We start from the raw sequence: 24,417 nt of genomic DNA, 5'->3' as shown, positions 1-24,417 counted from the left end.
AGGTTGCACTTACTTCTCTGTGCCTTGGCACACTTCTCTGCAGCCGCAGGCTGCACTTAACTCTATAACAAATTCAGTTCCTTCATTTAAAACACTCAATACCTTTATATCTCCACCATGTCTTTTTACTATTGTCTTTGCTATGGTAAGTCCAATGCCTGATCCCCCATTTACTCTTGCTCTAGATTCATCGGCTCTATAAAATCTATCAAAAATATATGGTAGATGCTGTTCGGCTATTCCAATTCCCGTATCTTTAATAGATATTATGGCTTTTTCAGGAGTTTCATCGCAGTAAACTCTTATTTTTTTTCCTCTTGGTGTATATTTTATAGCGTTAGACATAATATTGATGATAGCTTGACTTATCTTATCTCTATCTGCACTTATTGTACAATTACTCAAATTAGTTTCACAAGTTATTTCTTTATCTACAAGCTGTTTTTCAAAATTTACTATAATAGATGCCAGTAGTGGTGCTACATCAAAAGTTGTAATATTAAGTTCTAGATTTTCACCTTCAACTCGTGATAGCTTCTCTAAATCTCCGACCAATCTACTTAGCCTCTTCGTTTCTTCATTAATACTTCTTAATCTCTCTTCTGTAGGTTCCCAAATTCCATCTATTATTGCCTCAATTTGCCCTTGTATTGTAGTTAGTGGAGTCCTTAGTTCATGAGAAATATCTTTTGTTAACCTCTTTCTCATCTCATCTTGATTCTCCAAATCTGTAGCTAGCTTATTTATTGAGTCAGTCATTTTTTGAACCTCAATTATAGAACTTTCTTCTGAAATTTTATCATTATAACTTCCATTAGCTATTAAATTAGTGGAATCTATAATTCTTAAAATAGGTTTACCTATGGAGTTTGATAGAATAACACCTATAAAAATTGAAAATATTAATGCAATAGCTCCTACCACCGATAAAATAGAATTTAAAGTTTTAAAGAATATCATATCAGAATTACTATAATAATATGGTCCATAGTATCCTATATGCAAAGTTCCCTTTCTAACTCCATCATACTGTAAAATATGAGTATCTTCAGTATACTCACCTTTAAATCCTGGATATATATTCTGCATATTATTACTCATTTCAGACAACATAGCTTCACACATACCGTTGTTATGATTTCTTGCATCCCACACAACTTTATCAAAGCTATCTGTAACTCTTATAATTAGACCATTTTCTAATGCATTCATTCCAATGTTTTCAATATCCCTTAGATCCCACTTACCTTGACTAACTACACTATTTATACTTCTTACTACATTATTTTTTCTGCCATCTAAGCTATCCTTAACATATTGATTGAAATTATGTTTAATAAATACATTCCCTAATACACCTATTAAAAATATAATGCCTAAAGATAATAATATGAAATACATAGTAAGTTTATGTTTTAATTTTTTCATATTTTTCTCCTCCAAATTTATACCCTATTCCATGTACTGTTAAAATATACTTAGGATTTCTTGTATCATCCTCAAGTTTAGCTCTTAAATTTTTTATATGAGAATCAATTATTCTATCATATACCTCTACATCATCGCCTAAAATTTTGTCTAGTAATTGATTCCTTGTAAATACTTGTTTAGGGCTTTCTGATAGAGTCAAAAGTAATTTATATTCAGAAGGAGTTAAAATTATCTGCTCTCCTCTTTTAGTTACTTCATAGCTTTCAATATCTATTTTAAGCTCTCCACCATCAAAGCATAATATTTTTTCTTGATTTATAGCACCAGTTCTTCTGATAACTGCATTTACTCTAGCTACCAGCTGTTTTGGACTAAAAGGTTTTACAATATAATCATCACTACCTAGGGAAAAACCATTTAAAATATCCTCTTCCTCTACTTTAGCAGTTAACATAATGATTGGTACATCCGAAGTTTCTCTTATTTTCTTACATATATCTTCTCCAGATATATCAGGTAACATTAAATCTAAAATGATTACATTAAAATTATTATCTTCATATCTTTTCAATGCTTCTTTTCCACTATAGGCCACTTCTACCTCATAACCTTCTTTTTCTAAATAAGCCTTTACTACCTCTACAATTTTTATTTCATCATCTACCACTAGTATCTTAACCATAAAATTACCCTCCATAAAACTTCAAACCTTATTTCTTTATAAAACATATAAAATAAATAATCATTATTTTATGTTATATACCTAATATCATAATATTATCTCTTTGTGAAGAAAATATGTAGACTATCTCCATAAAATCTACATATTTATTAGATAGATTATTTGTTAAAGAAATAAAATCATGATTATTGAGGTGATGAACTTGTCAGTTAAATCCATAACCATAAAAGTAGATGGCATGGTATGTACTTCTTGTGAAAATAGCATTAATACTTCACTTAGGAAAATTGATGGAGTTATTGAATGTAGTGCAAACTTTAAAAATAGTTCCGTTGAAATTAAATATGATGATGAAAAATGTAATTATTCTAATCTATGCTCTATGATAGAAAAGGCTGGCTATACTGTAGTGAAGAATAAAGAAAATACTTCTTCAAAGAAATCAGAATTTATTTCTATATTGCTAATAATTGCTATTGCTTTTATTATAATAAAGCTTGGACAAAATTCTGGAACCTTTGATATCTCTTCAAAGCTTAGTAGTAGCGTTAGTTATATAACTCTTTTTATAGTTGGACTATTTACCTCCTTACATTGTGTAGGAATGTGCGGCGGTATAATGATGTCTCAAAGTATAACTACTATTCATAGTTCAAAATTTAGTAGAGTTAAACCTTCATTACTCTATAATCTAGGACGATTGATATCCTATACTATACTTGGTGGTGTAGTTGGAGCCCTAGGAAAAGTTTTCTCAATTTCTATTTCTACTCAAGCTTTTATTTCAATTGTTGCTGGAATATTCATGGTTATAATGGGAATAAATATGTCAGGATTTAAGAGTCTTAGAAAGTTTTCTATAAAGCTTCCTTGGAGTGGATGTAAATCTAAGAATAAAAATAATAGTCCTTTCATTGTAGGATTATTTAATGGATTTATGCCTTGTGGTCCACTTCAAACTATGCAACTCTATGCATTAGCTTCTGGAAGTGCCTTAACTGGAGCTCTTTCAATGTTCTTCTTTTCTCTTGGAACAATACCTCTTATGTTAGTTTTTGGATTGTTGGCTAATTCTCTTAATGGTAATAATTCTAAGAAACTTATAAAAGTAAGTGGTATTATAGTAATTGTACTTGGAATAGTCATGGCAAACAGAGGGTTAACTGTACTTGGAATAAACTTAAGTCCAAGTAATATTTTAAATACTAAGGTAGATTCTTCTGAAATAACAGCAGAAAGTAAAGCTACCATAGCCGATGGAAAACAAACTGTTAAAATCACCGCTAATGCTAGAGGATATACTCCTAGAGTTGTATATGTACAAAAAGGGGTGCCTACAGAGTTAATTATTAGTGGTGAGCAAATTACCTCATGTAATAATGAGATAATATTACCTTCATTAAATAAAAAAGTTAAGCTTTCTTCTGGTGAGACTTCTGTGGAGTTTACTCCTGATGGAAATGACATAAATTATAGTTGTTGGATGGGTATGATATCTGGAAAAATAAAAGTAGTAGATGATTTAAATTCAATAAATACTTCACAGATAGAAAATGATTTATCTCAAGTTCCTGAATCTGGTGGAAGCTGCTGTAGTGTACCTAATCCTCAAGAAGATTTACAATTTTATGGTACTCCATTATCTCAAGTTCCAACAGATAGATTAATAAAAACCACCGTTATAAATGATAATGCTCAAAGTTTAAATATATCAGGATCTGTGGAGGATTTTGAGCCAATAATTATTGTAGGTAAAGAAAACTTGCCTATGAATTTGAACTTCGATCTTTCAAAAATTCAAAATCCTGATGGTGAATATACAATTTATGATGAGGGAAATTATGTTACAGTTGATACTGTTGACATTTCTAAAGGTAAAGGAGCAGTTAATTTACCTCCATTAAGTAAGGGTGTATATACAATAATAAAAGATGATAGATTATGTGCTATCATTGAGATTGTAGATGAAACTGAAAACGTAGATTTAGAAGCTTTAAGAAGTAAATATTTTTAATCCAACTTAATATATGATTAAACCACAAAAAGATACTGCATGGTAAAATTATGAAATATCTTGGCTAATATATTTTAAAGGCTCCCATAGTTTAAAACTGTGGATGCCTTTTTTATAAAGATATTATAACTTTCATATAATAGCCATAAGTTCTGAAAAATCAACTATATGAAAATCTGAATATTTTTTAATCACTAAATATCTTTCTTGAGATTTCTTATCTAGGTATTCAGAAAATACAGTTGTCATTCCAATGTCTTTGGCTCCTTTCAATTCATCAGAGCTACCATCTCCTACAAATACACTTTGTGTTGCATCCACTTCCATTAGATTCACTGCAATATTATATATTTCCTTACTTGGTTTTAAACAACCTACTCTACACGAAAATACTGCACCATCAAAATATTGAGATAATAATGAATCCTTCCAACACTCTATATCTATCATATCTGCATTACTAATTAAACAAACCTTTATACCCATTTTTCTTATACCTTCAAGTGTATTAATTATCTCTTGTTCCACATTAAGTAAAGCATTTTTCATTCTCAGTGACCTAAGATAAATCAATTCATCCCTTTGTTCCTGTGAAATGGAGAATGGAATTATGTTTGTGATATCCTCCATAATTTCTTCTTTAGATAAAACTTTTCCTATAGCCCTTTTTTCATATATTTCTTCATCTTCTGCATACTTTTCCCATTCTTCGCAAGTTAATCCTAAAACATCATATTCATTCTTATTTCCCGTATATTTGGGCACAATCAATGTGTAAAATAAATCAAAGAATATAGCTTTAACACTCATAACTATTAACCTCCTAGCGATATCTCCATTCCATCATAAGCAAAGGATATATTACATTGACTATATTTCTTTTCTAATTCCTTATAGTCTAAATAAGATTTACCCCAATCCTCTTCAATATGGGTTATAATTGTAGATCCTATATTGTAATCCTTAATTATTTCTATTACTTCATCCATAGTAAATAATTCTTGTTTCAAAATATTATCTTTAGGTATTACATATCCATCTTTAAGAGGTTCATCTGGAATTACATTACCAATTATCAACAAGTCAGCATTATTTAAAAGCTCTTCTCCTTTTGGAAAAGGCTTTATATCACAAGGTGCATATATTATCTTTTTATTTCCTTCCTTCAGTACAAAAATCGTAGCTACATCTCCCTGTATCACTGGAAGAAAATATACTTCTATATTTCCTATGTTTATACGCTCTTTAGCTTCTACAGAATTTATATTTATTAATCCTGAGCCTTCATAGTAATCTAAATAGGAGCCATATTTATTCTTTATAGCCTTTAAATCATTCATGACTTCCTCTAAACCATAGACTTCTATTTTTTTCTCAGCTTTTTTATCCTTTATATATAAATCTAACCATCTTAATTTTAGAAGTTCAATTACTCTCATTCCTAAGGTATGATCTGGATCCCAATGGGAATAAAAAATATTATCTACCTGTGATATATTCTCTCTATTTAATTGCTCTACACTATTCTCTGGAGTATCTATTATTGTATTTATGTCTTCTATAAATATAGAGCATCCTGTTCTTGAAAAAGGAACTCCTTTTTCTCTCGCTTCCATGCATATTTCACATTGGCAAGTTGGAAGTGGTAAAGATACACATCCCCCTGACCCTAGTATCTTTATTTTCATGACCATACCCCTCCTTATTATCTATGTTTTAATATTATAAATTCTTCATATATAAGAAATATTTTTTAGTTAGTCTCTTTAATTCCTGAAAATCTTTTTCTAACCAACTTTTTAATTCCTTTGTTTGAGACCATGCAACTTCATATTGATTTTGAGTAACTTCTCCAACTCTTAAGGCTTCTTCTATTTCATCCCCATCTAATAATATTACCTCTCCTGTAGTTAATACTACTAAATCTAAATATAAATCATCATAATATGGCATACCTTCATTATTAAGCTTATATTCCTCAGATATATCAAAATACCATTGGATTACTTCACCTTTTTCATCAATCATCACAGTTAGCACATAATTTTTTCCATCTGGTAAGTATTGAAGCCATGTATAGTCTTCATCTACTATACAATAGTCTACCCCTAAGGTTTGAATAACTAGTGGCTCTGTTATTTTCTTTATATGGATATTAGATAAATAACCCTTTATCTCTTCATTTTCTACATGTATGAGTTTAAACTCTTTTTCTAAAACCCTACTCCAATCTGGTTTATCAGCAAATCTTCTCTTCATAACCTTTTCCCCCTTGTAAATAAGTGTTTCATCTAAAATTGCATATAATACTATATTTAATTATTTATTTTATCTCATGTATATATAATATAGCACTCATATCTTATATGGAATTGAAATATAATTGTGTACTATCCTTCACAGCGAACTTTATAGTTTCATATAGAATTAAACTACACCTTAAACTAAGAATTCAGTTTATAAACGCTTCTTAAATATCTTCCTTCTCCAACTATCTCCTCTGGTGCTTGTACAAATTTCATCTTCATTAAGTATTCATTGATAGCTCCAAAGACTTGATGCCATAGCTCAATAGCTATCTCATCTATACTAACTCCATGTGTTATAGGTGTTGTGTCTAAAGCATTTTCCGCAAATTCATGGAAGGTTTCTTTTACACTCCCACAGATCTCCTTAAGAATAATATTTGATATTTTTTCAATGACTAAAATATCTCCTTCTTCAAATATAGGAACACTGCAGGTAATTAATTTACTTTCACTATTAATACTTACATATTCAAAACCCTCAAGAAAATTGGTAATATTTTCTTCTTCTTCAGATATTTCATTATAGTATACATTATTTTTAATGCATTTCCAAATAAATTGACCACATTTCTCTGCTAAATCTCTATTTGTATCTTCAATAATTCTTATATAAGATAAATTTATCTCTTTAAAAGAAGTGGAATTTTCTAAAGAACTTTGTACCCTTCTAAAAAATCTAAACATATCTTTTCTAATTCCTTTTGAATCCCCAAAACTATTAAATATAAAATTTTCAGTTCTGTAATTATTGCTACTACAAAATATTTTATTGCTATGCTCCTCCACACCATCACTATCCTCATATCCAAAAATCATATAATCTCTATTTCCTGGCTGAAGTTTTGAAGATAGAAATACCTTTTTATCTGTAAAAAATTGAAAAGCTGTCCCATCAAAAATTCTATCGCATATTATATGGTAAAGTATTCTCTCTTTAGAAAACGAATTATAGTTTGATAATTCTGATATTTTATCATATATTATATCTCTCTTTTCTACAATTTTTTCTCCCATGTATTTCCCAATATTTAAAAAATACTTATCTAATAGTTCCATATCTTCTTCTAAAAATACTGTAAAATTTAACTTGTATTTATTGTCAATTTCCTCTATAGCCTTTATAAATTTAAAACTATCTATTGCTTTGTCAAATTCTATCTCATTAACTTCCAATTCTCTAATTATTTCATCTTTGCTTATTGTAAATGGCTTATTGTGTGCAATTAAATATAAAATTTCTGGAACATATTTTTTATTACATACATAAGCCGGGCTATACTCATCATAAATTCCTGTATCTCCAAAGAAATATAAGTCTATCTTTTTACCCATGATTGTTCCCCTATACATTTTATAATTTTTATAAGTACTTCTTAGCATTTTATATCTCTGTTAGAATGCCCTGCTAATAACTTGTCCATTAAATTCTACAGCATCTTGTACTCTTAATTTTTGTACATCACTAAGTTCTGAAATATTAAACCATCCATATTCTGAATGTTCCTCACTTAAGCATATGCTATTTTCATCTAATATTTCACATTTAAATATTCCAACTTGTGAATTGAAGCTTTTATGATAATATAATCCTGTAAATGCACTAATTGATATATTAATTCCTAATTCCTCAGCACATTCTCTTTTAATTGCTTCATGAATTGTTTCTCCTGGCTCAACTCCACCACCTGGAAGCCCCCATCTCTTATCCCCGTAGGTCTGCTTAAGTAAAAGTACTTGTTCCTTTTTATTTGTAATAACTGCATGTACACTAAATCTAAAAAAATCATTAAACCCCATATTTTTCTCTCCTTATAATATATTAATTCTATTTTTTGTTATCGTTCAATAATTTAACTGAACGATTAAATGTATTTCCTTTAATAAATCTAATATACTGGTGTGCAGAATATACTATGCAAAATGCTGCTGCAAATCTAAAAAGCACAATAGCTTGTGCATTTTGCTCCATTTAATTCGACATCCTAATACTCTTTGTTCTTAATACTCTTATTTGATGCCATAGTTCCAATAATGATGGATGCACATGTAATCAATAATGATAGAATAGCAATCATCCATATAGAACTATTTTCCATGGTAGCTATTAATGGGATGTCACTTCCTAAGTATTTTGTAATAATAGATATGAAGAATGGAAATATAAAAATGATGCCTGCACTTATCATTTGCAACTTAACATAGCCAAGCTTAAATGTCATGGGAATATAAATTCCAAAAAATATTTCTATTACTGCAAAAAACAGTAGTATGTTTTTTATATCTACTTTACCTACAGGAACTACTGGCAAATGTGATAATATTAGAAATAAAGCTGTGGTTACTATAAATATAAAGGTAACTAAAACATATTTTGCCATAACAACTTTGTTAATTGACATAGGTGTTATTCTGAGATAGATTTCACCTTTTTGCTTCATTTCCTCCATAGATATTGCATGATATACCGTAAATGTTATCATTAATACTAACATACTATAAAGAATATTTCCATTCTGTTGAAATGCAGGAGTTCTATATGAAATGAATATGGGAGCTACCACAATGAACCCAAGAATGGGTAGTAAATATTTCTTTATTAGTAAAAAGTCTTTCTTGAATAAATTATAAATTACCTTCATATTATTCTCCCCCTATAATTGTCAAAAATATATCTTCTAAAGTTGCTTTTTCTATAACCATATTAGAATTTAGTGATTGTATTGTCTGAAATTCTTTCGTAATGCCTGTGAAACCATACCTTGATTGATCAAGCATTTTAAGAGGAACTTCCCTTATTTTTTCTAAATCATCTAATGTGCCTTTTATTAAGCGATAAGACTCTATTATATCGTCTTTCCCAGCTTGTTCAATAATTCTTCCGTTATCAATAATTATGATTTCATCAGCACATCGTTCCAAATCACTAGTAATGTGTGTTGAGAAAAAAGCACTCTTTCCTTCTTCTTGGACAAATTCACTTAATATATCCATTAACTCTTTTCGTATTTTAGGGTCAAGTCCAGAAGTTGGTTCATCCATAATAAGAAGATCAGCACCATGAGATAGTGCTAACGCCAAAGAATATTTAAGCTTCATTCCTTTTGACAATGTTGATATGGATTGCTTTGGGTTTAATCGAAATTTTTTTAAGTATTCTTGATACTTTCCTTCATTCCAATGACTATAACAAGAAGCAATCAAATTTTTCATTTCATTTAAAGTTAGATGTTCATAGAAAAATCCATCATCTAGGACAACACCTATTTTATCCTTTATCAGAGAATCATTTCCCTGATATTTGTTTGAAAAGAATGTGATTTCACCACTATCTTTTTTCAATAAACCTAATAAAGTCTTTATTAATGTAGTTTTCCCTGCACCATTTTTCCCAATAAATCCAGTGATACAGTTTTCTTGAATATGAAAAGATACATTGTTTAGTCCGAAATTTTGAAATTTCTTTGAAATCTCGCAAACATTTAATACATCACTCATAACTTATTCCTCCTCGTAAATAATATCCATCATGTCCATAAGCTCTTTTTTACTTATTCCCATGGTTTTCGCTGTAGAAACCATGGCGAACATTTTATCCTCCACTATTAATCTTTTTGTATCTTTGATTAGATCTGTATTTCCAGCTAATACAAAAGTTCCTTTACCTGCCTGACTTGTGACAAAACCCTCTTTTTCCAATTCATCATACACTCTGCGAATCGTTAAGACACTGACTCTAAGATCCGTTGAAAAATTACGAATAGATGGTAATAACTCTCCATTCTTTAGTTCCCCTTTTAATATTGCTGATTTTATTTGCTCTTTAATTTGTTGGTATAAAGGTTTTTCTGAAGTATTTGAAAGAACAATATTCAAGCTATCCCTCCTAACTGTGTATGTCTTTACATCACATTGTACACACCAAGTACAGTTTTGTCAATAAAAAAGGTCCGAGAATACTCAGACCAACCAAACTAATATAAATTATTCTTGTTTTAAATATTCTCTAAGCCTCCTTGCATACTCCACTCTTTCTTCACCATCTAACATTTCTCTTTTATTTCCATATAAATTGTCATTCTTATATCTCGGAAATACATGCAAATGATAATGCCAAACATCTTGACTTCCATAAGGTTCATTATGTTGTCTTGAAGATACTCCATCACACTTATAGACATTTTTAAATGCAATAGCTACTATTCTCTCTAGTTCATGAATTTTAGCAGAAATTTCATTAGGTAAGTCATAAATATTTTCAATATGTTCATTAGGAATAATAATTACATGTCCTTTATTATTTTTCCAACATCCTGCTCCAATAAAAGCAGTTATATATTCATCCTTATATATAACATCCTTTTGACTTGTAAGTACATGCTCATTTTCAATGCCTTTAACTACTAAGCAAAATGGACATATATAATCCTTAGGTTCATGATTATACATAGAAAAAATCCTCCTATAATTAACTGTGACTATTTAGAAACTATCCATTCTTCTGATATTTTATTAAACCCTAGAGAAATAGGTATTCTTTTAGAGTAAATATTAGTATCTTCCACTAAATATATGGGCAGTACTTCATTGTCTATACACCAATTTATACACCCCTTTGTAGCCTCTTTTCCATACCCCTTATCTCTAAATTCATCTAAGGTAAATACAACAATATTTCCTCCTCCACAAGTAACCTCTGATATAAAGCCTATTGAAGATATATTTTCGTTATCTATAGTTATAATCTGGCGTTTCTCTTTAAGAATAGTTTTCTTTCTTTCCATATACTTATTAATATCAAAATCATTTTTAAGATGTAATCTACTACCATCTTCTATTGTCATTACTCTACTTTCAGTACATTGTTTATTTAACTTCTCATAAGTATACCGATGCATTTTTCTTATTTTAAATTCTAAATGATTCTTTAAAAACTCTTCTAATATATTGTCTAAATATTTCGATTTATCATATTGTAATGATAGAATTTCTTCATAATATATAGATAATATTTCTTCCTCTCGGTAAATTGATTTAATTATAGGGTAATAATATTTTTCATTAAGAGGCAAATCTCTATTTGAACATTTAAACATTCTCTTACCTTTACTAAAATTATTTTCATCTATCCCCATAAAATCTCTATAGTAATCATGTGTTGTTATCATATATGCAACCTCACTTTAATCAATCTACTTAAACATTTGTTTATAAGGCTTTGTTTTAAATGGTTTGCTTCGCAATAATATGTAGTTCATTATCAACACTATTTTAAAACAAAGCCATTTATAAAGACTACAACGAAATATATCTCTGTGTAAATGGACATACCTCTATGCATTTACCACATATTGAAATTTCAGTTCCTATTTGTTTTTTCGATAATTCTCTAGCTTTTTGCCTACACTTGAAAGGATCTATTAAATCCTCTCTTTCTAGTTCTATATTCCATAATTGACCCTTAATTGTTTCTGCTGGACATGCTGATTTACACTTTTTACATCCACCACATTTTGATTCATTAATAGGCCTATTTGTTATAAGTGGCATATTAGTTAAAACAGAAGATATACGTATGGCTGATCCATATTCAGGTGTAATTAATAATGCATTTTTACCTATCCACCCTAGTCCAGCTCTCGTAGCTACTGTCTTATGCGGTACTAGAGTAGTTAAATTATCATCACTGGTCACATAGGTGGATGTTTGTCCTATAGCACTGTACCCTAAATTTTCTATATAACTAACACAATGCATAGCGATTTCATCTAAAGCATTATTTATTCTCCTGTATTCTTCCCAATATTCCTTTGTTGGTCCACCATGAATTTCTTTTATAACTTTAGCATTTAACTTAATTCCAAAGGATATACCATAATCCATATTTTTACGTGCATTTCTATCAATACCCCTTAAGTCTGCAAATCCAACTATTGAAGCTCCAAGATTTATAATGTATTCTCTTAATTTATCTTCATTCATAACTTTCACCACACCTCCGTAAATATATTGCCTAATAATTCTCTGCATTTTTCTGTATTTAAGGAATTCTCTAGGGACCTGCCATATTTCTTAACGTCCTCATAACTAATTAAATTACTTTTTACAATACTGCCATCTATCCCCAAATTCATAGCTACATTTCTATAGTAATCATAATAGCTACATTTCTTTTCAGGTCCTAAATGAATGATCCCTCTATAGTCTATTTTTATTAACTCTGTAATCGCTAATGCTAATTCCTCAACTTTTACAAAGGTATTATATAGATTTTTAGTTCTTATGACCTCTTTATTTTCTTTAGCTTCCTCTATAAATCTAGTTGTTCTGCTATCCCATTTACCTTGTATGTCTTTACCATAAATTGCACCTGGTCTAACAATTATATAATTTTCAAGTTTCTTAACTATTTTTTCTGCATCTATCTTAGCATTAGCATATATTGCTATACTGTCATTAGAATTTTTATATTGTGGTTCCTCTTCTTCCTTATGGTTGCCTTGTCCACCATTGAAAACTGCATTTGAAGATATAAATATCAGCTTCTGCTTTGAAGATATGCATTCTAAAATATTATTTAATCCTAGCTTAATTAAATATTTTTCACTAGTTTTACTCATAAGACTCCATAATACAACATCTGGCTCAAAATATTTTATTATATTGCCTATCTCAGATTTATCTGCCACATCTATTTTTTTTAATTCATCACAGTCCCTATTTCCATTATAAGTTCCCATAACTTCAAAACTATCATCCATCCTCATATCTTTATATAGATGACCGCCTAGAAAACCACTAGCACCTAAAATTAATACTTTTATTTTATTATTCATCTTAAATAACCTCAACTAATATAATTTATTACATCTTAGTTTTGCTTTCATTTATTTAAATATAATTATATTATTTTAATTCATACTTATTTCTATAATCTTCTCCCATAATTAAATATGATGGATGATTAAGTCCTGTTGGTGGATAAAATTCATCATGGGTATAGATAAAGCCTAATTTCTTAAGTAGCTTTGCTGAACCAGTATTTTTAGGGTTGTGCCCAGCAAAAAGTCCTTCAACCTTGAGGACATTAAAGGCATAAGCCATAACAGCTAGACATGCCTCTGTAGCAATTCCACCTCCCCAATATTTATCTTTTAAATGTATGCCCATTTCAAAAATTTTCTTCTCATCATCATAAGGTCTTAAACCACAGCATCCCAAATTTTCATTATTTTCCTTATAATATATAGGCCAATATTGTACCTTATATTTTTCATACATTTTCATCTCTTGCTTAAGCCTTTTATAAATCTCTTCTTCTAGCATTTCTCCATGAGCTGTAATAAATTTTGTTACCTGTGGATTTCCCCATAATTCTAGTGCATCGCCTATATCCTTTTCATCCCATAATGAGAACCCTAATCTTTCTGTGGTAAAAAAAAAACTCTTTCATTAGCATGTGCTCTACCTCCAGTAGCTTAAATTTAAGCTTAATACTATCTAAATAGCCAATAAACTTTCTCCATAGAAATATCAAAACCCAGCTTCTTCTGTAGATTAATTGAAGCTATATTTCCTTCCTTTACTTGTCCATAGGCATATCTATTATTTTTTAATGCATCATTAGTGGCTATAACTTGAAGGGCGGCTCCTATTCCAAGCCCTCTATACTCAGGTAACACCTCAAGTATTCCAATAGATCCCTCTTCATGATTTCCTATAAAGCCACATAATTTATCCTTAACAAAAGCGCCAAACATAGTTTTAGAGTTTATCCTATCTTTAATATAATCTTCATCTGATAAATCTAAGCTAGAATAGCTCTCAACCACCTGTTTTGTATATTCCTCTGTAAGTAATCTAATCTCTGCTCTACATTCTGGAATTTTTAAAGGTTCTTTTTTAGTGTAAACTACATTATGACAAACCATTTCATCCTTAAAATTAAACCTTTCAGTAAGTAAATTATGGTATGTATATTCATGATCTACCATCATTACCATGGTATCTGGAATCTTACTAATTATTATCTCTGCTGTCTCTATATCTTTAGCAGACATCATATATATTCCTGATATTTTATCTTTTATCAGCACTCCATTTAAAGATGCAAAAATAATTTCTCCACTTCCTCTTCTTATAATTTCAAGCATATCTACATTCAATAGAAAATCTTTAGAAAGCACCTCTATGGCAGTTTCTCTCTCCATAATCTTCACCACACTTCCATATAATTACTTAAATAAATATTCCCCTACATACTCTAAGTGCATATCTCCATAGAAAAAATTTTTCTCTTCTATAATCTTAAATATATCTTCTTTAGTCATTAATTTAGCTTCACTTACTTCTCCCTGTTGAGGAACAATCTTAGTAATATCCACCTCTTGCCTGAAATGATAAATATCTGCAATCCAAGGATGCTCAGTATCAAATCTAACCCTTCTGAGTAATCCTCCATTTTCTGCTTTTAGCTCTATTCCTAACTCTTCCACAACTTCTCTTAAAGCGGCTTCTAAGCTTTCTTCTCCTGCAATAACTGATCCTCCTACGGTCTCCCATTTGTTTCCTTGAGGCTTATTTGCACTTCTCCTTGATATTACAAAATTTCCATCTATATTTTCTATCCATATAAAAACAACAAGATGATATTCTCCCTGATTCATTTTGCTTCCTCTAGGCGCTATCTTTCCTGTTCTATTACCATTTTCATCTAAAATATCCCATAATTCCATAGTAGTCTCTCCTTATTTTCTTAATGTATAAGCTGCAATTTTTCTCATTGGATAAAATTCATAAAGCTCAATCTTATCTATCTCTCCAGTAAAAGGCTGGAAGTTATCATTAATTACAGGTAATGCCTTAATAAGGGTATCAGCTTCTTCTATAAGAACAGTTACATGTGGCACCCACCCTGTTCCAGCTAATGAGTAATTAAGTCCTATCTCCCCACACATATGATCATATTTTTCATGAAACGCCCTATGAAAATCTTTTAATTCATCTGAAACACAAGGTGCTATAAAGGCCACCTTTAATCCAAATAAGCCTATATTGCTAAATTTTACTTTAATACCTTTATTCTTGCTAGCGAACTCTTCTATCCAGTTACATACATCTTCCTCCTGAACCCCTACATATGCTGCAAGGGTAATATGTGGAGGAACCTCTTGCTCCTTCATACCCGCTTTAACAAGTTCATCTTGTATTTTCTTAAATTTTATATTAGTATCTTCATCAAATGTAGCAATAGCACATAAAAACTTTTCTTCCATGATTACTCTCCTTCTCTCAACTACCTTCCTATATTATAACATTTAAGAATAATGTTACATATATCTTAGAATATCTACATAAATAAAAACCCCTAAAGAAGCAATATAGCCTTTTAGCGGTTTTTGTTTATATTTTAGGGCTTTATTTTAAATGTTTGTTGATATTAGAACTACATATTATTGCGAAACAAACCATTTGCAGGAAGATTAGATTTACTTAGGTTCTATGAAAGTGAAAAGCGTTAAGAAATACAACTTGTTCGAGAGAAGCGAGTTGTTGTATTTTAGCTTTTTACTTGAATAGAGCCTTAGTAAATCAAGCTTTCGAAACGGTTTGTGAGTAATAATATGTAGTTCATTATCAATACTATATTAAAATAAAGTCTTTAACTTAAATCTAAATTCTCTTTTATTTCACTGAATAATTGTAAAAAATCTTGTGATTCTTCATAATTTTCCGGTATGTCATAAGCTTTTATATTAATACCTTCTTCTTTTAACATAGAAAATATCTCTTCTATAAATATTCCTTGATTTTCTCTTACACTACAGGTTGGACTATGTTTTATTCCTAATATGCCCTTTAATTCATAACCACTCTGTAAATATTTTTTTAAATCCTCTAAAGTATCTACAAATAGCTTTCTACAAAGCTCCCTAAATTCTTTAGAATCATATTCTTCTTTACTCATAGGCTTTCTAAGTGGTCCTAAGAATTTAAATTCTGGACAGGGAAGTTGTATAAGCCCAACTCCTTCCTCCAATAATTTTTCTACTATAGGAAAGGCTCCCTTTGCTCTTGCCAAAGGTTCTACTACTGAATTTTGATTTATTATGCAATGACTAATTATTAATAATTGTTTTCCTCTTTTCATAATAAAACACCTCCAAGCCACACTTAAAAAACTTATTGAACTTAAATAATTAAATTCAATAAATTTTTAATCTAGCTATATTATATTTTTATTATACATGCTCAACATTTGTAAAAGAAGATATTTCGCTATTTGTTGTATAAAGATCTCTTACACTTAAATCATGAACATCAGAATGTCCAGTTATTCTAGCAAAGGTAGCCAACTCTTCTTTGGAAACATTCAAGAAATTAGCAAGTCTTTGTGCACTGTGTTCTATATGAAGACGCTTTCTAATTTCAGGGTCTTGTGTTGCTGCACCAACAGGACACATACCTGTGTTACATACTCTATATTGTTGACAAGCTGTTGCCATCATAGCTGAAGAAGCAATGGCTACTGCGTCTGCTCCCATGGCAATTGCCTTAGCAAAATCACTTGGAACACGTAATCCCCCTGTTATTACTAAATCTATATCTAAATTATGATCTATTATGTACTTTTTAGCTCTATAAAGGGCAAAAATAGTAGGCATAGAACTTGAATCTTTTAAGGTTTTTGGACTTGCTCCTGTTGCGCCCCCGCGCCCATCTACTGTAACAAAGTCAGGCTTTGCAAAGGCAATCCATTCCATATCCTGTTCTATGTGACCTGCAGCAATTTTTATACCAATAGGACGTCCCTCTGAAGCTTTACGAAGCCAGTCCACTAAATTTTTTAAATCCTCTTTAGTTTTTAAATTTTGAAACTTTGACGGACTTATTATATCTTGTCCAACTGGCTTGTTACGTATTTTTGCTATTTCTGAAGTGACCTTTTCTCCAGGTAAATGACCTCCCATTCCTGGCTTTGTTCCTTGCCCTATTTTTATTTCAATAGCGTCTACTTTCTTTAAATTCTCTTCTGTAACACTGTATAAATTAGGTACATACTCAAAAATATATTTATAAGAAGCTTCAAATTCTTCTGGAAGTATACCACCTTCACCACTACACATTGCAGTCTTTGTCATGGCAGATCCTTTAGCTAATGCAATTTTAAATTCTTTTGATAGTGCACCAAAGGACATATGAGAAACATAAATTGGATGTTCTAGTATCATAGGTTTCTTAGCTTTTTTTCCTATTATTGTTCTAGTATTAACAGGATCATGTTCATTTAACGGTGCTGGATTAAATTGTGCTCCCATTATTAAAATATCATCCCATGAAATAATTGGTAGTCTTGTCCCCATTGGTTCAATAATAGATTTACCTGTTTGTGCCATAGCATGTATTGCTGACATATGTATTTCTATATCACTGCTTCCCTTTGCATAATCTTTTGGATATGCTAGTGGATTATCGCTTATAACTTCCTCTGTAGATTTAGCTATGCTGTCTTCAATAATTCTTACAACATTTTTATTTGCTTTACATATAGGGCATACCCAATCCTTCGATAAATCTTCAAACTTAACTCCTTCCTTATCCTCATCGTATTGATATCCACAGATATCACATTTATAAATTGCCATAAGATACCTCCTTGTTTACAATAATATATAGCATAATGTGTTAGCCATACCTATTGTAAATCTATCATTTAATATAAAAATTTTTTAATAAATTTATTGCTAGTTTAATCTATATTATAGTATACATTTGCATATTTAGGTTAACTTAACAGTAAAATTTATTAATACCATATAGAAAACATTAATATTCCATTATTGTATAATAGCTGTAATTTTCTCATTAAATAAAATTTATAAGGTTTCTCTTTCTATGTTTCTCTAATACAAACAAAAACTATGATTTTTTTAAATGTATTTCTAAATAAATAGATAATGTTATTATATTTTCAAATTACTTCATATTTAACTATTTAATTTATGTATTGGTAAATATATTTTCATAATGGTAAACTTGGGTTGGAATTTGTGAAAAATTTATCTTTGAATTTTATGGTGATATTTATGAAGATTTTAATAGAGAATTTAAAAAAATCCTATGATGTTATAACTGCTGTAGATAATCTTAATTTATCTTTTGATTCAGGAAAATTAACATCTATTCTAGGTCCCAGCGGTTGTGGGAAAAGTACTCTCTTATTTATGATTTCAGGACTTTTAACTCCTACCTGTGGAAATATTTTTTTTAATGATGAAAATGTAATTGATCTTGAAACAGAGAAACGAAATATTGGAATGGTATTTCAGAACTATTCTCTATATCCTCACATGACTGTTAAAGAAAATATATTATTTCCTTTAAAAATAAAGAAACTATCAAAAAAGCTTCAGGAGGAAAAACTTGAAAGACTTTCAACATTTTTAAGACTTGAAGATTATTTGAAAAGAAAGCCAAAGGAATTATCTGGCGGACAGCAGCAACGAGTTGCTATTGGTAGAGCTCTAATTAAAGATCCAAGCATCTTACTTATGGACGAGCCTTTTTCTAATCTTGACGCAAAGCTTAGGGTTGATATGAGATATGAAATAAAAGAACTGCAAAAAGAAATTGGCATAACTACTATATTTGTTACCCATGATCAAGAAGAAGCTCTAAGCATCTCAGATAAAGTCCTGCTTATGGATTCTGGAAAATTAGTACAATACTCAACACCTTTAGAATTATATAATCTACCTAAAAATACTACTGCTGCAAGATTTATTGGTAATCCTACTATTAATTTAATAGATGGTAAAATCTTGGAAGACATTTTTATAAGCTCTAGCTTTTCTTTCAAAATAAAAAACTTAACTGAAAAAAATTTAGGTAAAGTTTCCATTGGAATTCGTTCCGAGAATTTTATTTTAAGCCCTACAGGAGTAATAAAGGGTAATATTTTAGATACAAAGCTTCTTGGTAAAGAAAGCTTAATAAAACTAAAGACTGATTCTCAAATCATAAATTTATTGCTTCCAAACTCTTTAATACCTAGTAAGTCCTGCTTAAGCTTTAATCCTTCAAGCTTCTTGATTTACAAAGATAATGAATTATTTGGAGGCAAAAGTTATGAGATGGAAATTTAATAAAGCTTATCTATATTTATTACCAAGCTTAATTATCATATTTTTGTTTCAGCTTTATCCTTTAATAAAAGCCTTTAGTATGAGCTTTTATACTAAATTTGATTATATAAAAGATATTATTTATTCAAGAGGATTAGACAACTTTAAAATTGTATTTAATGATCCAAACTTTTATCTTGCTTTAAAGAATACCTTTTTATTTGTACTTTTATCAGTACCTATTAGTATAACGGTATCCTTATTTTTTGCTGTTTTACTTAATAAAATAACAAGATTTAAAAAATTCTTTGCTTCTGTATATTTTCTTCCTTTTGTTACTTCAACTGTAGCAATATCTATGGTTTGGAAATGGATGTTTCATAGCGAATATGGACTTATTAACTCTGTTCTTACTTGGTTAAACATGACACCACAAAAATTTCTAATGGATCCTAATTGGACAATTCCAATGTTAGTAATCTTAAGTGTTTGGAAAGGTCTTGGATATAAAATTATTATTTTTTTAGCTGGTCTGCAAAATATCGATAGTAAATATTATAATGCTGCAAAAATTGATGGAGCAAGTAAATTTCAAAGGTTTAAGAATATTACCTTACCTCTTTTAGCACCAACCACATTTTTTCTTTCAGTAACTTCAATTATAAGCTGTTTTAAAATATTTGATGAAATTTTCATACTATATGATAAGACAGCTGGACCTGTAAATAGTGGACTTACTATGGTTTATTATATTTTTGATAAATTTTATATGCATTGGCAATTTGCAACTGCCTCTGCTGCAGCCTTTATATTATTTATTATCATATCTATATTTACAATAATTCAATTAAGAATTGGAAGGAGATGGAATTATTATGACAAGTAAAAGCCTAGCCAAAAATTCTATTATATATGCCATTCTTGTTCTTGGAGCTGCTTTTATAATTATTCCTTTCCTATGGATGTTACTTTCTTCAGTAAGAACAGCTAAGGAACTATTACAAGTTCCTCCTACGCTTTTACCAGAAAATTCAACTCTTGAAAATTATAAAGAAGTTTTTAAATTACAAGGATTTAAAAAATATATTTTTAACAGCATCTTTGTAACTGTCTGCATAACCCTTGGAGAGTTAATTACTACTATCTTAGCAGCCTTTGCATTCTCAAAATTGAACTTTAAAGGTAATAATATAATTTTTGCTGTTTTATTAGGCACCATGATGGTTCCTAGTGAAGTTTTAGTAATACCTAATTTTGTATTACTAAGTAAGTTATCTTGGATAAATACCTATAAAGCACTTATTATTCCTTGGTGTACTTCTGTATTTTCAATCTTTCTCCTTAAGCAACATTTTATGTCTGTACCAAAAGAGTTACATTTTGCTGCTAAAATAGACGGTTGCAAAGATTTTAAATTTTTATGGCACATATTAATACCAATAGCTAGACCTACTGTAGTTACTATTGGAGTATTGAAAATAATAAATAGTTGGAATTCTTTTATGTGGCCAATGATAGTTACTAATTCTGAAGCTATGAGAACTTTACCTACAGCCTTAGCAAAATTTAGTACAGAATCAGGTTCTGATTATCATCTTATAATGGCCTTGTCTACTCTGGTAATCTTACCTATGGTTATAGTCTATATTCTTCTACAAAAGTACATTCTAGATGGAGTAAAAGGCTCTAGTTTAAAAGGTTAGATTACAGAGTTTTCATATAAATTACATATAAATTACATATAAATTATATTAGGGGGTTAAAAATGAAAAAGAAATTTTTATCATTGCTACTTGCTGGTTTAATGACATTTTCTCTAGGGGCATGTGGCAAATCAAATGGTAAAACTACAACTGGAGATAAAGACAAAGAAATAGCACCTTCAATAGCTACTGAGCTTAATGGTGATGTTGAAATTGAATTTTGGCACTCAATGAATGGTGCTAATGGAGATGCACTTACTAAATTAACTAATGACTTTATGTCTAAAAATCCAAATATAAAAGTTAATTTAGTAAATCAAGGCGGTTATAGAGACTTATTTGATAAGTTAATGGGTGCTGCCAAATCAAATACTCTTCCAACTCTAACTCAAATATATAGTAATAGACTTTCTTGGTACATAGAGAAAGGCCTTGTAGAGGATTTAAATCCATACATAAATGCATCTAACATAGGATTAACAAAGGAAAGCTTAAAAGATATTCCAGACATGTTCTTAAATGATGGTGCTTGGGATGGCAAACAATTTGCTTTTCCTTTAAACAAAAGTCAAATGGTACTTTATTACAATGAAGATATGCTAAAAGAAAAAGGTGTAGAAGTTCCTGAAACTTGGGATGAATTAAAAGAAGCTTCTAAAAAACTTACTGTAGATAAAAATAATGATAATGACCCAGAAATTTATGGTCTTGTTTTACAAAATAATATCTCTACAGATATTGGTATTTGGGTAAAACAAGCTGGTGGTGAAGTTATAGATGAAAAAGCAGATAAGATTAACTTCAATACTCCAGAAACAAAAGAAGCTGTAACTTTCATAAACTCACTTATACAAGATAAATCTGCAAGACTTGCTGGTGAGGATAAAGATGCTAACACACCATTTACTCAAGGAAGGGTTGCTATGTGTATAGCTTCAACTTCTGCTATTCCTTATATTCAAAAAGCTGAAATGGCTAATAAATGGTTTATGGCTCCATTACCGACTCATAAATCAACTGAACAACTTTACTATGGAACAAATGTAACTGTATTTAATCAAGGATCTCTAGAGCAAAAATTAGCTGCTTGGATGTACATTAAATTTTTAACAGATACAGAAAATACAGCTTATTTTTCTGAAAATACTGGCTATATTCCTGTTAGAAAATCTGCTGCTGAGCTTGATTCTTATAAAGCTTTTTTAGAAGAAAATCCAGTAAAAAAAGTTCCATTTACTTCTATGGATAGCGGATATCAAGGAGCTAGAAGTATAGGAGTAATCCCTGCTCTTGATATCTTAGGTGAAGAACTTGATGAAGTATTCTTAAAAGAAAAAAATATTGATGATGCTTTAAAGGCTGCTCAAGACAGAGGAGTAGCTGCTATGAAAGAAGCTAGGAACAACTAAATTATAAAGTGCTATTACACAACTAACTACTTAAATTAGTTGTGTAATAGCACTTTATCCTTAACTTACTAAGCCCCAAATTAGTGTTTGTTACATATCTTTTAAACTTTTTTTCATCCACAGAATCTTAAATTTCTCACCTGCTATATCCCCATTATAGGTATCAAATTGTTTAAACCCTGCTTTTTCATATGCTTTTATTGCTCTCTTATTAAATTCTGCTACCCCTAATCTAACATAGTTCCCTTTATAATTATGATGCTTTATTGCAAACCCTACACACTCTAATACATATTTGCTACCTAACCCTTGTCCAGTTAACTCCGACCTTAATCCAAAACCTATCCACATTTCATAAATTTTATCTGGATTATTTTTCACTGTTTTTATGTCTACATATCCATCTCCCGCAGAATTTTCATCAACCTCTTCAAAAAATTCTATAGTAAGCTCACCTATTAAATTATTGTTTTCATCTAAAGCTGCAAATTTTCCAAAGCCCCAGTTTTCTTCTTCTAGTAATAATTCTTCCTCATTACAATAGTCATATATAGAATATTCCCCTTTATATTTCCAATTATTAATCATCTCTTTTGCGTACTCTTTATTCATTGGAACAAATTTATATTTCATATCTTCTTCCTCCAATTATATTCATACCATACACTTGATTTATATTTTGTAAAACCCTCTCTAAGATATAGGTTTAATGCATTCTCATTTTCTACATCTACACAGAGCATAGCCTTAGGCAATCCTTGAGTTCTTCCATAATCTAGTGCTGATCTTAATAAATTTTTTCCTAGCCCTTCTCCTCGATATTCTGGATTTACGCATACAACAGATATGTATGTATGTTTTTCTCCTGATTCAGATTCCACTGAAGCACGTATTGTTCCTATGGCTTCCTCCTTATGATAAAGTAGCATCATTCCATCTTTTAAATGGCGCTGTGGTTCGCTTTTCCAATATAGACATACATTTTCTGGCGTCCTTGGAGCATCCTCTGGAAATCCAATATTTCTAACCTTACACCAATCTACTTCATCCCTATTTTCTTTAAAAGTTCTTAACTCAAATCCCTCTGGAAAAGTAGCTTTGGGAACTTCTCTATCCTCTCTTATCATAGTGAAGCTATATCCACCTATTTTAAACTGTAAAGCTGTTAATATTTCAGCCACCTTCTCATTTTTTTGATCTATATATATAAATATTTTATCTACTTCTTCTATTTCTTGTAATATTGCTCTAAGCATAATTTTATAATTATCTATTTCATTTTCGATGCTGTGAAATATTCTTAATCTACCCATTCTTCCCTGTTTATAAAAGTCATCTAAAATAAGGGACACTGCTCCTTTAATATTATTATCATCCACTAATATGTAAGTTGGATTTTCTTCATTAACTTCAAAACCTTCTAAATCTATATCGCTTAATCCTTCATCATTAGAATCTGCTCTATATTTCTTACAATACTTAATAAAGTCTTCAACCATTTCATCTTTTAATCTTTCAACTCTCATATTACTTATCCTTCACTATCTACCTTTATAAAAATCTTACTATTTATCATGCTAATCTTATATGTCCAAAACAATTCTATATTAAAGTTGAGCAGATACTTTTAGTTTATGTGATGTTTTAAAATATAGTTTCAGAAATCAACACTACTTTAAAACATCACCTTAATTTAAAGTTAGAATATAAATCATCAAAAGAATATAAAAGATATTATTATAGAAATA

General features: G+C 29.9%; 27 protein-coding genes and 1 pseudogene. 5 read left to right on the top strand and 23 right to left on the bottom strand.

Annotated elements, in window-relative coordinates; translation table 11 throughout:
* Nucleotides 1-9 precede the first annotated feature (9 nt).
* Both ACI48Q_RS15725 and ACI48Q_RS15720 read right to left on the bottom strand, forming a co-directional pair.
* Nucleotides 10-1,428 carry a sensor histidine kinase gene (locus tag ACI48Q_RS15725; protein ID WP_474920067.1) on the bottom strand — a complete coding sequence of 473 codons (1,419 nt, stop codon included), beginning with the start codon at nt 1,426-1,428 and terminating at the stop codon, nt 10-12.
* On the bottom strand, nt 1,409-2,113 hold the full coding sequence (locus ACI48Q_RS15720) for a response regulator (RefSeq protein ID WP_474920066.1): 705 nt from the start codon (nt 2,111-2,113) through the stop codon (nt 1,409-1,411). Before ACI48Q_RS15720 ends, ACI48Q_RS15725 begins: the two co-directional genes overlap by 20 nt.
* Before the next feature lie 202 nt (nt 2,114-2,315).
* Here ACI48Q_RS15720 and ACI48Q_RS15715 point away from each other — a divergent pair, with 202 nt between their 5' ends.
* Complete coding sequence (locus ACI48Q_RS15715; RefSeq protein ID WP_474920065.1) at nt 2,316-4,127, top strand: urease accessory protein UreH domain-containing protein; 1,812 nt, start codon at nt 2,316-2,318, stop codon at nt 4,125-4,127.
* A 132-nt stretch (nt 4,128-4,259) separates the two neighbouring features.
* On the opposite strand, the gene ACI48Q_RS15710 is transcribed toward ACI48Q_RS15715, so the two are convergent.
* The 19 genes and pseudogenes from ACI48Q_RS15710 to ACI48Q_RS15620 all read right to left on the bottom strand — a co-directional run bounded on the left by ACI48Q_RS15710 (nt 4,260) and on the right by ACI48Q_RS15620 (nt 18,078).
* Nucleotides 4,260-4,937 carry an HAD family hydrolase gene (locus ACI48Q_RS15710; protein WP_474920064.1) on the bottom strand — a complete coding sequence of 226 codons (678 nt, stop codon included), beginning with the start codon at nt 4,935-4,937 and terminating at the stop codon, nt 4,260-4,262.
* 5 nt (nt 4,938-4,942) lie between these two features.
* Nucleotides 4,943-5,815, bottom strand: a complete 873-nt coding sequence (locus tag ACI48Q_RS15705) for an MBL fold metallo-hydrolase (RefSeq protein ID WP_474920063.1) — start codon at nt 5,813-5,815, stop codon at nt 4,943-4,945.
* A 34-nt stretch (nt 5,816-5,849) separates the two neighbouring features.
* Complete coding sequence (locus ACI48Q_RS15700; RefSeq protein WP_474920062.1) at nt 5,850-6,386, bottom strand: ribonuclease FAU-1 family protein; 537 nt, start codon at nt 6,384-6,386, stop codon at nt 5,850-5,852.
* Nucleotides 6,387-6,571: 185 nt separating this feature from the next.
* On the bottom strand, nt 6,572-7,768 hold the full coding sequence (locus ACI48Q_RS15695; protein ID WP_474920061.1) for a hypothetical protein: 1,197 nt from the start codon (nt 7,766-7,768) through the stop codon (nt 6,572-6,574).
* A 60-nt stretch (nt 7,769-7,828) separates the two neighbouring features.
* Nucleotides 7,829-8,233, bottom strand: coding sequence for an NUDIX hydrolase (locus ACI48Q_RS15690; protein ID WP_474920060.1), 405 nt, complete (start codon nt 8,231-8,233; stop codon nt 7,829-7,831).
* Nucleotides 8,234-8,261: 28 nt separating this feature from the next.
* Nucleotides 8,262-8,405, bottom strand: coding sequence for a hypothetical protein (locus ACI48Q_RS15685; protein WP_474920059.1), 144 nt, complete (start codon nt 8,403-8,405; stop codon nt 8,262-8,264).
* Between the two features lie 13 nt (nt 8,406-8,418).
* Entirely contained in the window at nt 8,419-9,075 is a 657-nt protein-coding gene (locus tag ACI48Q_RS15680) for an ABC-2 transporter permease (protein WP_474920058.1), read from the bottom strand.
* A gap of 1 nt (nt 9,076) precedes the next feature.
* Complete coding sequence (locus ACI48Q_RS15675) at nt 9,077-9,931, bottom strand: ABC transporter ATP-binding protein (RefSeq protein WP_474920057.1); 855 nt, start codon at nt 9,929-9,931, stop codon at nt 9,077-9,079.
* Between the two features lie 3 nt (nt 9,932-9,934).
* Nucleotides 9,935-10,309, bottom strand: a complete 375-nt coding sequence (locus ACI48Q_RS15670) for a GntR family transcriptional regulator (RefSeq protein WP_474920056.1) — start codon at nt 10,307-10,309, stop codon at nt 9,935-9,937.
* Between the two features lie 108 nt (nt 10,310-10,417).
* Nucleotides 10,418-10,882, bottom strand: coding sequence for an HIT family protein (locus ACI48Q_RS15665; protein ID WP_474920055.1), 465 nt, complete (start codon nt 10,880-10,882; stop codon nt 10,418-10,420).
* 29 nt (nt 10,883-10,911) lie between these two features.
* Complete coding sequence (locus ACI48Q_RS15660; RefSeq protein WP_474920053.1) at nt 10,912-11,601, bottom strand: hypothetical protein; 690 nt, start codon at nt 11,599-11,601, stop codon at nt 10,912-10,914.
* A gap of 127 nt (nt 11,602-11,728) precedes the next feature.
* Nucleotides 11,729-12,415, bottom strand: a complete 687-nt coding sequence (locus ACI48Q_RS15655) for a 4Fe-4S double cluster binding domain-containing protein (protein WP_474920052.1) — start codon at nt 12,413-12,415, stop codon at nt 11,729-11,731.
* A 5-nt stretch (nt 12,416-12,420) separates the two neighbouring features.
* Nucleotides 12,421-13,269 carry a sugar nucleotide-binding protein gene (locus ACI48Q_RS15650; protein WP_474920051.1) on the bottom strand — a complete coding sequence of 283 codons (849 nt, stop codon included), beginning with the start codon at nt 13,267-13,269 and terminating at the stop codon, nt 12,421-12,423.
* Nucleotides 13,270-13,339: 70 nt separating this feature from the next.
* Nucleotides 13,340-13,846: pseudogene (locus ACI48Q_RS15645) on the bottom strand (GNAT family N-acetyltransferase); the annotation flags it as partial.
* An 83-nt stretch (nt 13,847-13,929) separates the two neighbouring features.
* Complete coding sequence (locus ACI48Q_RS15640) at nt 13,930-14,643, bottom strand: GNAT family N-acetyltransferase (protein WP_474920050.1); 714 nt, start codon at nt 14,641-14,643, stop codon at nt 13,930-13,932.
* A 24-nt stretch (nt 14,644-14,667) separates the two neighbouring features.
* Entirely contained in the window at nt 14,668-15,168 is a 501-nt protein-coding gene (locus tag ACI48Q_RS15635; protein WP_474920049.1) for an NUDIX hydrolase, read from the bottom strand.
* Between the two features lie 12 nt (nt 15,169-15,180).
* A complete protein-coding gene (locus ACI48Q_RS15630) occupies nt 15,181-15,708 on the bottom strand; it encodes a 2'-5' RNA ligase family protein (RefSeq protein WP_474920048.1) in 528 nt (175 codons plus the stop codon).
* 386 nt (nt 15,709-16,094) lie between these two features.
* Entirely contained in the window at nt 16,095-16,583 is a 489-nt protein-coding gene (locus tag ACI48Q_RS15625; RefSeq protein ID WP_474920047.1) for a CD3072 family TudS-related putative desulfidase, read from the bottom strand.
* A 91-nt stretch (nt 16,584-16,674) separates the two neighbouring features.
* The gene (locus ACI48Q_RS15620) at nt 16,675-18,078 is read right to left on the bottom strand and encodes a glutamate synthase-related protein (protein ID WP_474920046.1); all 1,404 of its coding nucleotides are present in this window, start codon (nt 18,076-18,078) and stop codon (nt 16,675-16,677) included.
* Between the two features lie 441 nt (nt 18,079-18,519).
* Here ACI48Q_RS15620 and ACI48Q_RS15615 point away from each other — a divergent pair, with 441 nt between their 5' ends.
* From ACI48Q_RS15615 to ACI48Q_RS15600, 4 genes are all read left to right on the top strand, one after another.
* Nucleotides 18,520-19,578, top strand: a complete 1,059-nt coding sequence (locus tag ACI48Q_RS15615; protein WP_474920045.1) for an ABC transporter ATP-binding protein — start codon at nt 18,520-18,522, stop codon at nt 19,576-19,578.
* On the top strand, nt 19,562-20,443 hold the full coding sequence (locus tag ACI48Q_RS15610) for a carbohydrate ABC transporter permease (RefSeq protein ID WP_474920044.1): 882 nt from the start codon (nt 19,562-19,564) through the stop codon (nt 20,441-20,443). Before ACI48Q_RS15615 ends, ACI48Q_RS15610 begins: the two co-directional genes overlap by 17 nt.
* Nucleotides 20,433-21,260 carry a carbohydrate ABC transporter permease gene (locus ACI48Q_RS15605; RefSeq protein WP_474920043.1) on the top strand — a complete coding sequence of 276 codons (828 nt, stop codon included), beginning with the start codon at nt 20,433-20,435 and terminating at the stop codon, nt 21,258-21,260. Before ACI48Q_RS15610 ends, ACI48Q_RS15605 begins: the two co-directional genes overlap by 11 nt.
* Nucleotides 21,261-21,322: 62 nt before the next feature.
* On the top strand, nt 21,323-22,669 hold the full coding sequence (locus tag ACI48Q_RS15600) for an ABC transporter substrate-binding protein (RefSeq protein WP_474920042.1): 1,347 nt from the start codon (nt 21,323-21,325) through the stop codon (nt 22,667-22,669).
* 90 nt (nt 22,670-22,759) lie between these two features.
* Here the strand turns inward: ACI48Q_RS15600 and ACI48Q_RS15595 are convergent, their stop codons facing one another.
* Together ACI48Q_RS15595 and ACI48Q_RS15590 are read right to left on the bottom strand one after the other, a co-directional pair.
* Nucleotides 22,760-23,302 carry a GNAT family N-acetyltransferase gene (locus ACI48Q_RS15595; protein WP_474920041.1) on the bottom strand — a complete coding sequence of 181 codons (543 nt, stop codon included), beginning with the start codon at nt 23,300-23,302 and terminating at the stop codon, nt 22,760-22,762.
* Nucleotides 23,299-24,195: a GNAT family N-acetyltransferase gene (locus tag ACI48Q_RS15590; RefSeq protein WP_474920040.1), complete on the bottom strand. Its 897-nt coding sequence runs from the start codon at nt 24,193-24,195 to the stop codon at nt 23,299-23,301. The genes ACI48Q_RS15595 and ACI48Q_RS15590 overlap by 4 nt, the downstream gene beginning before the upstream one ends.
* Between the last annotated feature and the right edge of the window lie 222 nt (nt 24,196-24,417).

The sequence above is a fragment of the Clostridium sp. LXY-7 genome (assembly GCF_056172015.1).
This window is presented reverse-complemented; position numbering and strand designations above follow the sequence as displayed.